At 69.7% G+C, this 14,165-nt stretch carries 9 protein-coding genes; all 9 read left to right on the plus strand.

The features are described 5' to 3' along the window. The first annotated feature begins 154 nt into the window (after positions 1 to 154). The gene (locus AC3ENX_RS05670; protein ID WP_434810886.1) at positions 155 to 1,852 is read left to right on the plus strand and encodes an amidase; all 1,698 of its coding nucleotides are present in this window, start codon (positions 155 to 157) and stop codon (positions 1,850 to 1,852) included. A gap of 172 nt (positions 1,853 to 2,024) precedes the next feature. Beyond that, the gene (locus AC3ENX_RS05675) at positions 2,025 to 3,395 is read left to right on the plus strand and encodes a pyridoxal phosphate-dependent decarboxylase family protein (RefSeq protein WP_434810887.1); all 1,371 of its coding nucleotides are present in this window, start codon (positions 2,025 to 2,027) and stop codon (positions 3,393 to 3,395) included. 222 nt (positions 3,396 to 3,617) lie between these two features. Continuing rightward, on the plus strand, positions 3,618 to 4,082 hold the full coding sequence (locus tag AC3ENX_RS05680) for an Lrp/AsnC family transcriptional regulator (RefSeq protein WP_434810888.1): 465 nt from the start codon (positions 3,618 to 3,620) through the stop codon (positions 4,080 to 4,082). Then, complete coding sequence (locus tag AC3ENX_RS05685) at positions 4,079 to 5,464, plus strand: aspartate aminotransferase family protein (protein ID WP_434810889.1); 1,386 nt, start codon at positions 4,079 to 4,081, stop codon at positions 5,462 to 5,464. The genes AC3ENX_RS05680 and AC3ENX_RS05685 overlap by 4 nt, the downstream gene beginning before the upstream one ends. 177 nt (positions 5,465 to 5,641) lie before the next feature. Further along, positions 5,642 to 7,051 carry an RDD family protein gene (locus tag AC3ENX_RS05690; protein ID WP_434810890.1) on the plus strand — a complete coding sequence of 470 codons (1,410 nt, stop codon included), beginning with the start codon at positions 5,642 to 5,644 and terminating at the stop codon, positions 7,049 to 7,051. 73 nt (positions 7,052 to 7,124) lie between these two features. Beyond that, positions 7,125 to 11,639, plus strand: a complete 4,515-nt coding sequence (locus AC3ENX_RS05695) for a type VII secretion EssC family protein (protein WP_434810891.1) — start codon at positions 7,125 to 7,127, stop codon at positions 11,637 to 11,639. A gap of 103 nt (positions 11,640 to 11,742) precedes the next feature. After that, on the plus strand, positions 11,743 to 12,033 hold the full coding sequence (locus AC3ENX_RS05700) for a WXG100 family type VII secretion target (RefSeq protein WP_434810892.1): 291 nt from the start codon (positions 11,743 to 11,745) through the stop codon (positions 12,031 to 12,033). Between the two features lie 125 nt (positions 12,034 to 12,158). Beyond that, positions 12,159 to 12,392: a hypothetical protein gene (locus tag AC3ENX_RS05705; protein ID WP_434810893.1), complete on the plus strand. Its 234-nt coding sequence runs from the start codon at positions 12,159 to 12,161 to the stop codon at positions 12,390 to 12,392. A 10-nt stretch (positions 12,393 to 12,402) separates the two neighbouring features. Continuing rightward, positions 12,403 to 14,103, plus strand: coding sequence for an ABC transporter substrate-binding protein (locus AC3ENX_RS05710; RefSeq protein ID WP_434810894.1), 1,701 nt, complete (start codon positions 12,403 to 12,405; stop codon positions 14,101 to 14,103). The last annotated feature ends 62 nt before the right edge of the window (positions 14,104 to 14,165 follow it).

The following is a 14,165-nucleotide window of genomic DNA, read 5'->3' on the forward strand; positions in this document are numbered from 1 at the left end:
CAACCCCGCCCACCGCTCACCTGTCACGAACGAGGGTCACCGCCCGACGATTGCGACAGGCGAGCACGACCGCCGGCCGCTCACCTGTCACGAAACGGCGTTGCGCGCCGGGGATCGTGACAGGTGAGCAGGTGGCGGGTAGGGAGTCAGGGCGATGATCGAGGTGACTGAGGCGTCCATCGCCGAGTTGCGGGCGGCGCTGGAAGCGGGCACGACGACGGCGGTCGAGCTCGTCGACGCGTATCTCGCGCGCATCGACGCATACGACGACCTCGGCACCGACACCGCGCTGAACGCGGTCGTCGTGCGCAATCCGGATGCCAGAGCAGAAGCGGCCGCATCCGATGAGCGCCGGGCGCGCGGGCAGGTGCGGGGGCCGCTCGACGGCATCCCCTACACCGCGAAGGACAGCTACCTCGTCCGCGGACTGACCGCCGCGGCAGGCTCCCCCGCGTTCGCCGACCTCGTCGCGCAGCGCGACGCGTTCACGATTGAACGGCTGCGGGATGCCGGTGCGATCTGCCTCGGCCTCACCAACATGCCACCGATGGCCAACGGCGGCATGCAGCGCGGCGTCTACGGCCGCGCCGAGAGCCCGTACAACGCCGAGTTCCTCACGGCACCGTTCGGCTCGGGATCGTCCAACGGCTCGGGCACCGCGACGGCGGCGAGCTTCGCGGCGTTCGGACTCGGCGAGGAGACGTGGTCGTCCGGCCGCGGCCCCGCCTCGAACAACGCACTCTGCGCCTACACGCCGTCGCGCGGAGTCATCTCCGTGCGCGGCAATTGGCCGCTCGTGCCGACGATGGATGTCGTCGTGCCGCACACCCGCACGATGGCGGACCTGCTCGAGGTGCTCGACGTGATCGTCGCGGACGACGCCGAGACCCGCGGAGACTTCTGGCGTGTGCAGCCGTGGGTCGAGATTCCCGCGGCATCCGCGATTCGACCGGCGTCATACCCGACCGTGGCCGAGGGCGCGACGCTCGCCGGCACACGCATCGGCATCCCCCGCATGTACCTCAATGACGACGCGGATGCCGGCACGGGCACCGGCATCGGCGGCCCGACGGGCGAGCGCATCGAGACCCGGGCATCCGTCGTCGACCTGTGGCGGGCGGCCCGCGCCGACCTCGAAGCCGCAGGCGCCGAAGTGGTCGAGGTCGACTTTCCGGTGATCAGCAACTACGAGGGCGACCGCGCCGGCGCGCCGACGATCGCGACCCGCGGGTTCGTCAGCCCCGAGTACCTGCACCGCGAGATCGTCGACCTGTCGGCGTGGGGGTGGGAGGACTTCCTCGCCGCCAACGGCGACCCCGCGCTGCGCACGCTCGCAGACGTCGATGGTGCGACGATCTTCCCGCATCCACCCGGCGCCCTCCCCGACCGCTACACGGGATTCGACGACGACATCGCCGACTACCCGGCGTGGGTGCGACGGCATCCGGATGCCGCGCTCGACGACATGCCCGAGCTCGCCGACGGCCTGCGCGGCCTGGAGCAGACCCGCCGCGTCGACCTGGAGGAGTGGATGGACGGCCTCGGCCTGGATGCCGTCGTCTTCCCCGCCGTCGCCGACGTCGGCCCTGCCGACATGGACGTGAACGAAGCCTCCGCCGACCTCGGCTGGCGCAACGGCACCTGGGTCGCCAACGGCAACCTGGCGATCCGACACCTCGGCATCCCGACCGTGACGGTGCCGATGGGCACGATGGCCGACATCCGGATGCCGGTCGGGCTCACCTTCGCCGGCCGCGCCTACGACGACACCGCCCTGTTGCGCCTGGCCGCCGCCTTCGAGGCCCTCCGTCCCCGCCGCACCACCCCGCCGCGAACTCCGCCACTCGGCTGACCCGCTTCGTGTGCGTTCCATCTCGTCTGCGTTTCGTCTCGTCGCGTCGCTCCTCGCTCAACGACCAGAACCGTTGCCGGTCGCCTCGCGAGCGAAGCCCCGGTCGTTGAGCGAGCGAAGCGAGACGAAACGCCCCCCGCACCACACAATGGACGTGACCCAAGGAGACCCGATGACCCAGCGCCCGCAGCCCGCGCGCATGCACGACGTGACCGACGAGACCCGTCAGATCGTCGACCTGGTGCTCGATTATTCGCGCAACCGGCTGCTCACCGACGACAACCCGCTCGACAAGCCGCTGCCGCCGGTCGAACTCGCCCGGCTCGCCGGCACGACGATCAGCGAGGCGGGCATCGGCGCGCGCAAGGCGATGGGCGTGTTCGAGCACGTGCTGGCGCCCGCGTGCCTCACGATCGACGACCCCCGGTATCTGTCGTTCATCCCGAGCGCGCCGTCGAAAGCGGCGGCCGCGTTCGACCTGGTCGTCTCGGCGAGCGCACTGTACGGCGGGTCCTGGCTCGAGGGGGCGGGGGCGGTACACGCCGAGAACGAGGTGCTGCGATGGCTGTCAGCCGAGTTCGGACTGCCGGCCGGTGCGGGCGGCGTCTTTGTGCAGGGCGGCACACTCGGCAACCTGTCGGCGCTCGTGGCTGCGCGGGAGACGGCGCGTGACCGCGGCATCCGCCCCGACCGCTGGCGGGTCGTGTGCTCGGCCGAGGCGCACTCGTCGATCAAGTCGGCCGCGCGGGTCATGGACATCGAGGTCGTGCCGGTCGCGCCGGATGCCGGTGGCGTGCTGCGCGGCGACGCGGTGCGTGCAGCGCTCGACGAGCACGGCGACAGCGTGTTCGCGGTCGTCGCGACCGCCGGGTCGACGAATTTCGGGATCGTGGACGACCTGGCATCCATCTCTTCGGTGACCCGCGAGAAGGGTGTCTGGCTGCACGTCGACGGCGCCTACGGGCTGGCCGGGATGCTGTCGCCGGCGGCGCGTTCGTTCTTCGCGGGCGTCGAGCACGCCGACTCGCTCATCGTCGACCCGCACAAGTGGCTGTTCGCACCGTTCGACGCGTGCGCGCTCATCTACCGCGACCCCGAACTCGGCCGCCGCGCGCACACGCAGCACGCCGAGTATCTCGACACGCTCACCGAGACGAGCGACTGGAGCCCGTCGGATTTCGCCGCGCACCTCACCCGGCGCGCCCGCGGCCTGCCGCTGTGGTTCTCGCTCGCCACGTACGGCGCCGGCGTCTACCGCGACGCGATCACGTCGTCGATCGAGCTCGCCCGCCGCATCGCCGACGAGATCGAGACGCGTCCCGAACTGGAACTCGTTCGCCGCCCGCAGCTCGGCGTCGTCGTCTTCGAGCGTCGCGGGTGGGAGAAGGCCGACTACAACGCCTGGTCGTCGAAACTCCTGGACGACCAGCACGCCTTCGTCACCCCGTCGAGCCACGCCGGCCGCACGAACGCCCGCTTCGCGATCCTCAACCCGCGCACCACGTTCGAAGACCTCACCGGCATCCTCGACACCATGGCCTGAGTTCCGGGCGCCCGCGGACGCCACCATCCGCCGTCCGCACGGTGCACCGGATTCGGACAATGACGCCGGATTCGGATCGGACCCGGCCGTGTGGCCCGAATCTGCGTGCACGATCCGAATCCGGTGCATGCCGGGATGCCGGGGCCGCCGAGCGACCGGCTGACGAAAAGCACCGTGGACGGCATGAACCGCGACTGATACCGTTGCGGCAGGACGATAACGATGCCGAAAACCACCGCGACACCACTGGATGAGACCTCGAAGGCCATCATCGAGCAGCTGCAAGAAGACGGCCGCCGCTCGTACGCCGACATCGGCAAAGCGGTCGGGCTGAGCGAGGCCGCGACGCGACAGCGCGTGCAGAAGCTGACGGATGCCGGCGTCATGCAGATCGTCGCCGTCACCGACCCGCTGCAGCTCGGCTTCGCACGCCAGGCGATGATCGGCGTTAAGGTCATCGGCGACATCCGGGTGGCGGCGGAAGACCTCGCGAAGCTCCCGGGCGTCTCGTACGTCGTCGCCACTGCCGGCTCGTTCGACGTGCTCGTCGAGGTCGTGTGCGAGAGCGACGACGACCTCATCGGCATCCTCAACGACAGCATCCGCGCGCACCCGAACGTGCGCGAGACCGAGACCTTCGTGTACCTCAAGCTCCACCGTCAGCTCTACAACTGGGGGACCCCATGACCGAATACGACTCCGCAGACCTGCAGGAAAAGGCCCGCGACCACCTCTGGATGCATTTCGCACGCCAGTCCGTCATGACCGACGGGCCGGGCGTGCCGATCATCGTCAAGGGCGAGGGCCACCACATCTGGGACGACAAGGGCAAGAAGTACATCGACGGCCTCGCCGGCCTGTTCGTCGTCGCGGCTGGCCACGGCCGCAAGCGGCTGGCTCAGGCGGCGGCCAAGCAGGCCGAAGAGCTCGCATTCTTCCCGATCTGGTCGTACGCGCATCCGCCGGCCATCCAGCTCGCCGACCGCATCGCCGACGCGGCGCCCGGCGACCTCAACAAGGTGTTCTTCTCCACCGGCGGCGGTGAGGCCGTCGAGACGGCGTTCAAGCTCGCGAAGTACTACTGGAAGCTGCAGGGTCAGCCCACCAAGCACAAGGTCATCTCGCGCTCGGTCGCCTACCACGGCACCCCGCAAGGGGCGCTCGCGATCACCGGCATCCCTGCGATGAAGGCGATGTTCGAACCGGTCACCCCGGGCGGGTTCCGCGTGCCGAACACGAATTTCTACCGCGCCGCCGAGATGGGCGCGCCGTCCGACAGCCTCGAGCAGTTCGGAGTGTGGGCGGCCGACCGCATCGAAGAGATGATCCAGTTCGAGGGGCCAGAGACGGTCGCGGCAGTGTTCCTCGAGCCGGTGCAGAACTCGGGTGGATGCTTCCCTCCCCCGCCCGGGTACTTCCAGCGCGTGCGAGAGATCTGCGACAAGTACGACGTCCTCCTCGTCTCGGACGAGGTCATCTGCGCCTTCGGCCGCATCGGCCACACCTTCGCGTGCGACGCGTACGGCTACCAGCCCGACATGATCACGTTCGCGAAGGCCGTCACGAGCGGCTACGCACCGCTGGGCGGCACGGTCGTCAGCGACAAGATCTACGAGCCGTTCGCCCACGGCGACCGCGCGTTCTATCACGGCTACACCTTCGGCGGGCACCCCGTCTCGACGGCGGTCGCGATGGAGAACCTCGACATCTTCGAGGAGGAGGGGCTCAACGAACGGGTGCGTGAGAACTCACCGTTGTTCCGCGCGGCCCTCGAGCGCCTCACCGACCTGCCGATCGTCGGCGACGTGCGCGGCGACGGCTACTTCTTCGGCATCGAACTCGTCAAGGACAAGGCCACGAAGGAGACCTTCGACGACGACGAGTCGGAGCGCCTGCTGCGCGGATTCCTCTCCAAGGCGCTGTTCGACGCGGGACTGTACTGCCGCGCCGACGACCGCGGCGACCCCGTCATCCAGCTCGCACCGCCGCTCACGATCGGGCCGAGCGAGTTCGACGAGATCGAGCAGATCCTCCGCAGCGTCCTCACGGAGGCCTGGACGCGCCTGTAGACACGCACGAACACGACGACGGCCGACGGGTGGGGGCTCCCGTCGGCCGTCGTCGTGTGCATTCGACACACCGTGAAAACGGGCAGTTCGCCCCATTGCCAGGGGTGCGTCCCGACCCCGTACAGTTGACCGGAGCCGCTGTCGGCGTGACGGGCGCGGAGGGAGACAGCACACGGCATGATCTGGGAGATCGACGAGAAGAAGCGGACGATCGAGGGACTCGACGCAGAGGGACGCCCGGACCCCGCGTACGCAGCGGCCCTCGGTCTGCTCAATGCCCCGTTCGGCCGCCGCGCCCTTGCCGTGGCCTGCGACTACGCCGTGTTCCTGCTGCTGCAGCTGCCCCTGTGGATCGGTGCGATGCCGCTTCTCGCCAAGCTCATGACCGGCTCGGTCTCGACCTACGGCTTCGTCAACCATCCGAGTTTCGTACTCGCCGCCGTCATGGCCGGCGTCACGGTGCTCCTCACGCTGGCGTTCTCGATCGTGCAGCTCGTGCTGCACGGCCGCAAGGGTGTGACGATCGGCAAGGCGATCTCCGGCATCCGCTCGGTGAACGTGCGCACCCTCGAGCGGCCCGGAGCCGGGCCGGTGCTGCTGCGGTTCTTGATCATCGTCGGCTCGGGCCTCGTTCCGGCGATCGGTCCAGCACTCTTCATCCTCTCCCCCACCTTCGATCCGAGCGGGCGTGGCCGAGGCTGGCACGACAAGGCGACCGGCGTCTGGCTCGTCGATGTGCGCCAGGGCCTGCATCCGTACGACGAGAAGCGGATGCGGGTGGCCCGCAAGGTCGTCAAAGCCGAGCCCACGATGGAGCGCTCCGCACTGCCCTCGCTCGCCACGCCGCTCGACCCCGGCGCGCAGCCCGAGTATCGCCCCGGATCGCGGGTCAGCGCGGGGGTGCTCGGCGTCGCCCGCCCGCACGAGTCCCGCGAGCGTCCGTCAATCGGCCTCTCGCAGTCGGCGCCGCGCACCGAAGCCGCGCCCGCCGAAGCAGGCAAGCCGGTGCTGGGCGGCTACCGTGCCCCCGACGCAAGCGCCGCACCGGCAGTCGACGGCACGCCGGTACAGCCCGCGCCGCCCGCGTGGACGCCGCCGGCCACCCTCCCGGCCGCAGCTCCGGGGCCCCAGCCGACCGCATCCGCCCCTTCCCCGCAAACACCGGCAGTGCAGACGCCGGCGCCCGCCGCCGCACCGGCACCCGCACCCACCCCCGCGGCACCACAGCCCGCCGCCGCGAAGCCCTCCGCGCAGCAGCCCGCGGCGCGGTTCGGACTGCGACTCGACACGGGCGAGAGCATCCTCATCTCCGGCCCGGTCCTGCTCGGACGCAACCCGGATGCCAGCGGGCACCCCGGTGCGCGCGCCGTTCCACTCCCCGATGAGAGCCGCTCGCTGTCGAAGACCCACCTGCTGGTGCGCCCGATCGCCGGCGGCCTCGAAATCACCGACTGCCGCTCGACGAACGGCTCCGCGCTCGTGCGCGAGGGCGTCGAGCACACCGTCGAGGCCGGCGCCGCGGTGGCCACGATCGAGGGCGACATCATCCGCATCGGCGACCGCACGGCCGACGTCGTGCGGGTGTGACCGGTGCGCCACAGCCGAGAAGTGGAAGAAACACGTTGACCGCTGAACTGATGAACGGGACCGAGTCGCACGCATGAGGCTGAAGCTGACCCTCCACCGCCCCGCAGAAGACCCCGTCGACATCGTCATCACGACGGATTCGACCGCGACCACGGGCGATGTCGCCCGGCACGTCGCCGAGGCTGACCCGAGCAGGTCGACGCCGGTCGCAGACGGCGACGTCGTCACCCTCGCCGTCGCGCCGCCGTCGGGCGAGCGCCTCGTGCCCCTGCAGCCCGACGTGCCGATCGGCGAAGCACCCATCGGATCGGGCTTCGCCGCGTCGATCGTCAACTACGGGCCGGAGTTCTCGCGTTCCGACCAGCGCCGCGTCGTCGGCACCCTGCACGCGATCGCCGGAACCCTTGCCGGGCAGGAGTTTCCCATCGCCGCCGGCCACGTGATCCTCGGCCGTGAGAGCGGCAACGATGTCGTCCTCGCCGACCCGATGGTCTCGAAGCGCCACGCGCGACTCGAAGTGGGCGCGCACATCGAGGTCGTCGACCTCAACTCCGCGAACGGCGTGCTCGTCGACGGTGTGGCGATCCAGCGTGTGCGCGTCGAAGAGGGCGAGCCGTTCGTCATCGGCGGCACGACCCTGGTGCTGCGCCTGGCGCGGTCGTTCGACGGGTCGACGGCCGACGAACCGGTCATCGAGCGCGGCGGCGGGCTGCTGTTCAACCGCAGCCCCCGCGTCGAGGTGCGCTACCCGGGCACGACGTTCAAGCCGCCGCGGCTGCCCACCGAGAAGATCGGCAAGATGTTCCCGTGGCCGATTCTGATCGCGCCCATTCTGATGGGTGTCGCGCTGTATCTCATGAACGGCAACCCTCGCGCGCTGCTCATGATCGTGATGACGCCGCTGATGATGTTCGGCAACATCATCAACCAGAGCGCGCAGAGCAAGAAGAGCCAGAACCATGAGTTCCTGCTGTTCGAGCGGCAGTACGAGCAGCTCGAAGAAGACTTCTTCCGCGGCAAGCCCGAAGAAGAGGCCGTCCGCAACGCCGAGGCGCCCCCGGTCGCCGAGGTCTTCGACCATGCCCTCCGACTCGGCCCGCTGCTGTGGACGAGACGCCCCGAGCACTGGAACTTCCTCGGTCTGCGGCTCGGCAGCTGCCGGCTGCCGGCGCGCAATTCGATCGATGACACCGAGACCCCCGAAGGCCTGCCCGAGTTCATCGACCGCGTCGAGCGGTTGCGTGAACGCTACAAGTACGTCGACGACGTGCCGATCTTCGACACGATGGCCGACGCGGGCTCCATCGGCATCGCAGGCCCCCAGGGACCGGTCGCCGATGCGATGCGCGGGATCGCGGTGCAGCTGTTCGGCCTCCACGCCCCCAACGACGTCGTCGCGGTCGCGTTCGCCGATTCGTCGTGGACACCCGAGCTCGACTGGCTCAAGTGGATGCCGCACACCTCCAGCGAGCGCAGCCCGTTCCGTCACGCACCGCTGGCCGACTCCGCCCCGACGGCGGCAGCCCTGCTCAGTTCGCTCGAAGAGTACGTGAAGCAGGCCGCGGGCAACGCCCCCGCCGGCGACCCTCGCGGTCCATTCAAGGAGGACTGGAACCCGCAGCTGTACGGCACCGACGTCTCGCGAGCGGCCGGTGAGCACCTCAAGACGCCGCCGGTCTCGGTGCTCGTCTTCGTCAGCGGCGACGCACCCGTCGATCGCGGCCGCCTCACCGACGTGCTCGAGCGCGGGGCGGACTACGGCGTGCACGCGGTGTTCGTCGCGCCCACCGTCGAGTCACTGCCGGCCGCCTGTCGCAGTTACATCGACGTCACGACGGGGCTGAACGACGCCACTGTGGGTCTCGTCCGCGCGGGCGAGAACTTCGAGCACGTGCGCGTGGAGGGCGTCTCGAACGCCTACATGCAGATGCTGGCACGCCGTCTGGCGCCGGTTGTCGACGCGAGCACCGTCGTGCACGACTCGTCCGACATCCCCAGTTCGGTGATGTTCCTGCAGCTCGTCGACCCCGCGATCGCCGAGGACCCGCAGGTGGTCATCGAACGCTGGCGGCAGAACAACACGATCGTCGACCGCTCCCCCAATCCGCGTCCGCGTCTGAAGAAGTCGGGGACGCTGCGCGCGATCATCGGCCAGGGCGCGAGCGACGCGATGACCCTCGACCTGCGCACGCACGGCCCGCACGCCCTCGTCGGCGGCACCACCGGCGCGGGCAAGTCGGAGTTCCTGCAGGCGTGGGTGCTGGGTATGGCCGCCGCGCACAGCCCCGACCGCGTGACGTTCCTGTTCGTCGACTACAAAGGCGGGTCGGCGTTCGCCGACTGTGTCGAGCTGCCGCACTGCGTGGGGCTGGTCACCGACCTCAGCCCGCATCTCGTGCGCCGCGCGCTCACGAGCCTGCGCGCCGAGCTGCACCACCGCGAGCACCTGCTCAACCGCAAGAAGGCGAAGGACCTGCTCGAACTCGAGAAGCGCCAAGATCCCGAGACACCGCCCGCGCTCGTGCTCGTCATCGACGAGTTCGCGGCGCTCGCCTCGGAGATGCCCGAGTTCGTCGACGGCGTCGTCGACATCGCCCAGCGCGGTCGCTCGCTCGGCATCCATCTGATCATGGCGACGCAGCGGCCCGCCGGTGTCATCAAAGACAACCTGCGCGCCAACACGAACCTGCGCATCGCGCTGCGCATGGCCGACGAGTCCGACTCGCGCGACGTCGTCGACGACGACATCGCCGCCTCGTTCCCGGCGACCCTCCCCGGCCGCGCGATCGCGAAGACGGGCCCCGGCCGCCTCGTGCCGTTCCAGTCCGCGTATGCGGGCGGTTGGACCACCGACGACGAGTCGGGCACCGCCGAGGTGCGCGTCGGCGAACTGCGCTTCGGTGCGGTCAGCGAATGGGAGCCCGACCGGCCCGCGGAGTCGGACTCGCACGAGGAGGATCTCGGCCCGAACGACCAGAAGCGCATCGTGCGCACGCTGATCCGCGCGAGCGAGACGGCGGCGTTGCCCGCTCCGCGCCGCCCGTGGCTCGACGATCTCTCTCCGCTGGTCGATCTCAACGCGCTGCCGCACGAGGGCGACACCCGCATCCCGATCGCCATGATGGACGTTCCCGAGAAGCAGCTGCAGCAGGCCGGCGTGTTCTCGCCCGACCGCGACGGTTCGCTCGTCGTGTACGGCACGTCGGGCTCGGGCAAGTCGACGCTGCTGAAGACGATCGCGACCTCTGCCGGCATGCGCCCAGACCTCGGCCGCGTACAGGTGTACTGCCTCGACTTCGCCTCGGGTGCCCTCGGCCCGCTCGCCGCACTGCCGCACGTCGGGTCAGTCGTCGACAGTTCGGATGCCGAGCGCATCCAGCGCCTGCTTCGCACCCTCGACGGCGAGATGGATCGGCGCGCCGCCGCGTTCTCGGCCGCGAGCGCCGCGTCGGTGCAGGAGTACCGCGACATCGCCGACCCGAACATGCCCCGCATCCTGGTGCTGATCGACAACTATCCCGAGTTCAAGAAGGACTGGGAGATGGCACCGGGCCGCGGCCCGTTCTACCGCATCTTCATGCGGATGCTCGGCGAAGGCCGCACGCTGGGGCTGCACACGGTCATCACGGCCGACCGCGGCAACGCGGTGCCGAGCGCCGTCGCATCGAACATCCCCCGCCGCATCGTGCTGCGCATGGGTGACGCGAGCCAGTACATGCTGCTGGGCGTGCCCCGCGACGTGCTCGACGAGCAGTCCGAGCCGGGCCGGGCCGTCATCGACGGCCACGAGGCGCAGATCGCCGTGCTGGGCGGCACCACGAACGTCGTCGAGCAGACGAAGGCGCTGGGCGTGCTCGGCGAACGGCTGCGCGCAGAGGGCGTGCGGGATCTGCCCGAGATCGGCGCGCTGCCGACGATGGTTCCGGTCGAAGAGATGCCGCGCACCGTTGGCGAGTTCCCGGTCTTCGGCGTCGCAGACGACACGCTCGCGCCGCACGGCTTCGAACCGATCGGCTCGTTCGTCATCTCGGGCCCGCCCGCGTCGGGCAAGACCAACGCGCTGAAGGCGCTCGTCGTGGCCGTGGAACGGTTCGATCCGAAGGTGCGCATGTATCACTTCGGCAGTCGCCGCGCCGAGCTCAAGGATTTCCGTCCGTGGGTGGCCAGCGCCACCCGCCCCGAGGACGAGAAGGACTTGGCTGCGGAGCTGGCCGAGCTCGTGACGAGCGACACGACCGAAGGCCGCATCATGATCGTGATCGAAGACATGCCGCACCTGGCCGACGGCCCCGCCGACCGGCCGATGCGCGCACTGCTGCAGGCGATGAACAACAGCGATCACCTGCTGATCGGCGAGGCCGAGATCACACGCGCCAGCGGCAGCATCGGCGTGCTGGGCGAGTGGAAGACGGGCCGGCAGGGCATCGTGCTCAAACCCGACACGTACGACGGCGAGTCGATCTTCAAGACGCCGTTCGGTCGCATCAAGCGTGCAGACTTCCCCGTCGGTCGAGGCATCTTCGTACAGGCCGGGCGTGCCATCACGATGCAGATGCCCTTCGTGGCCGATGAGGCGGCGACGTCCTAGGGATGGGTACATCTCCCCATTCGATGAATTGGGAAGTTTGGATACTCTCGACGCAAGAGGCCGAAGCGGCCTGATCAGAACGAACGCTTAGGAGGCGGTTCTCATGGCCCACGATTTCGGAGCAACATACAGCGAGATGGAAAGCGCGGCATCGCGCCTGCGCGACGGTCGCAGCACCGTCACCGACACCCTGAAGGAACTGCAGGGCGTCATCGACGACCTCGTGCAGGACGGCTTCAAGACCGAGAACGCGTCGGAAGCCTACTCCACCGCGTACTCGGAGCTGACCACGTCGCTCGACGACGCCGCTGAGGCCGTCAACGACATGGCGCAGGCGCTCGACCGCATGGCGGACCAGATCCGCGACAAGGACTCGGAGCTCGCCGGCGGCTGATCCGTCGCGCTGCAGCAAGGGAGGTCGTGGCGCCGGTCGAAAGACCGCCGCCGCGGCCTCTCTCCTTTTGCGGGGAGGATTCCCGCGCCACATACAATCGGGGACATGAACGGAGCGTCGAGCTGATGAGCGGGTCGCAGAGCTATTGGTACAACCTGACCACCCAGTCCGTGCTGCGCGCGGACGAGCGTCCGTCTGAGGACACGCTCGGCCCGTTCGCGACGGCCGCCGAAGCGGAGGAGTCGCCCGCCGTGCTGCTCGAGCACGCGCGCGCGTGGCTCGAAAGCGAAGAGAGCGAGCCCTTCCGCGAAATGGCCGAGGCCGAGGCCGAGGGCGAAACCCCCGCCGACTACCTGTGACGCCGACGTGGTGACCGGGTATCGCCGCGCCGCGGCGCCGGTCGTCGTGCTGCTGGCCGCAACACTGGTCGCGTGCGGTCCAAGCGTGCCGGAGTCGGTCGTTCCGGGCACGCAGGTGACGGTCGGCTGGACCGGGACGTTCACGTCGGTGAACGCCGCAGCTTCGCCGACCGCAGGCAACCTCGACGTCGCCGAGATGATCCGCGGCGACTTCGGCGACGTCATCGACGGCGAGTTCGTCCCCGACGAGGGCTTCGGCACCGTCGAGATCGTCGCCGACGACCCGTTCACGGTCCGCTTCGACCTCGCCGAGCCGTCGTGGTCCGACGGCATCCCGCTCGACGCCGCCGATCTGGTGCTCGGCTGGGCCGGTGCCGCCGGCGCGTTCGCCCTCGAGCCCGAAGCGACCGACGCGACATCGACGTCGACGGAGCAGTCGCTCGTCGGCGTTGACGAGTTCGCGCGCTCCGTCGACATCGCATTCTCCGAGCCGAGCGTGCTGTGGCAGCAGGCGGTCACGGTGCCGGTGCCCGCCCACATCGTGGGCCAGAAGGCGTTCGGCATCGACGACCCCATGGAGGCCAAGCAGGCGGTCATCGAGGCGGTGCAGTCGGGTGACAAGACGGCGCTGGCCTCGATCACCGACGTCTGGCACACCGGCTTCGAGATCGTCGAAGGCGCCGACATCCCGGCAGCGCTGCGACTGTCGAGCGGCCCGTTCTCGATCGACGAGGCCACCGAGTCCGGCGACGGGCAGTCCGTCGAGCTCGTGCCGAACGGAGCGTACCGCGGGCTCGTATCGCCACAGATCGCGCGCGTCTCGCTCGTGCCGCCCGGTGACGATGCCGTCGCAGCGCTCGGCGACACCCTCGATCTCGCGCGCGTGAGTCCGGTGGCATCCACACGTACCGCCGTGCGCGACCTCGAACGCACCGACTTCATCGTCGACACCTCGCATGACGGCACGACGTGGGCGGTCGTCCTCAAGCCGACGGGAACGTTCGCGCGGCCCCAGGTGCGTGCGGCGTTCATCCGCGCGATCCCCGCCGGCGCGATGGTCGAGCGCGGCGGCGGCCAGTGGGCGTCGGCGTACGCCGCATCGACGTCTGTGGTCTCAGCCCCCGGTGCGCGCGCGTACGACATCGTGAACGAGGACTCCGGCTTCACGGAGCAACTGGGCTCGCCGGCCGACGACCCGGCCGTCGACCGGCAGGACGCGGGTGCGTCCGACGGCACACGCGTGTGCGTGCTGTACGACCGCCGCAGCGAATTCGCGACCGGCGCCTTCGCAGCGCTCCGTGAGGGCGCCCGCGAGGGCGGTTGGGACGTCACGGACTGCAGCACCGACGACTTCGGCGCCTCGCTGAAGGCGCGCGGGTGGGATGCCGTGATCACCCGCATCGCGGTGCCGCGCACCCCTGCCGACATCGCGGCGCAATGGGGCAGCGGGTCGGAGACATCGATCGCCCGCCAATCCGATCCCGAGCGCGACGAGCTGATCGCACAGTACGCGCACACGAGCGATGTCTATCAGGCCCGCGAAGTGCTCGCGCAGATCGAGGCCACGATCGTGCGCGCCGCGGTCGTTCGTCCGCTGGCCGTCAACCCTCGGGTGAGTGTCATCGACCGCGACGTGACCGGCATCGCGCCGAGAAGCGGGTCGGTCGCGCCGTGGACGTACGGGGCGGCGCAATGGGCGGCGGTCCCGTGATCGGGGCATGGGGTGTTCTCCCCATCGCAGCGGATTCGCGCCAGCGGTTATCGTCATCATCG

Source organism: Microbacterium sp. bgisy189, assembly GCF_057707225.1.

Coding starts and splice junctions, on each gene's coding strand:
- AC3ENX_RS05700 (WP_434810892.1), top strand. CDS start 11,743: ATGGCCCACGATTTCGGAGCAACATACAGCGAGATGGAAAGCGCGGCA.
- AC3ENX_RS05705 (WP_434810893.1), top strand. CDS start 12,159: ATGAGCGGGTCGCAGAGCTATTGGTACAACCTGACCACCCAGTCCGTG.
- AC3ENX_RS05685 (WP_434810889.1), top strand. CDS start 4,079: ATGACCGAATACGACTCCGCAGACCTGCAGGAAAAGGCCCGCGACCAC.
- AC3ENX_RS05675 (WP_434810887.1), top strand. CDS start 2,025: ATGACCCAGCGCCCGCAGCCCGCGCGCATGCACGACGTGACCGACGAG.
- AC3ENX_RS05695 (WP_434810891.1), top strand. CDS start 7,125: ATGAGGCTGAAGCTGACCCTCCACCGCCCCGCAGAAGACCCCGTCGAC.
- AC3ENX_RS05680 (WP_434810888.1), top strand. CDS start 3,618: ATGCCGAAAACCACCGCGACACCACTGGATGAGACCTCGAAGGCCATC.
- AC3ENX_RS05690 (WP_434810890.1), top strand. CDS start 5,642: ATGATCTGGGAGATCGACGAGAAGAAGCGGACGATCGAGGGACTCGAC.
- AC3ENX_RS05670 (WP_434810886.1), top strand. CDS start 155: ATGATCGAGGTGACTGAGGCGTCCATCGCCGAGTTGCGGGCGGCGCTG.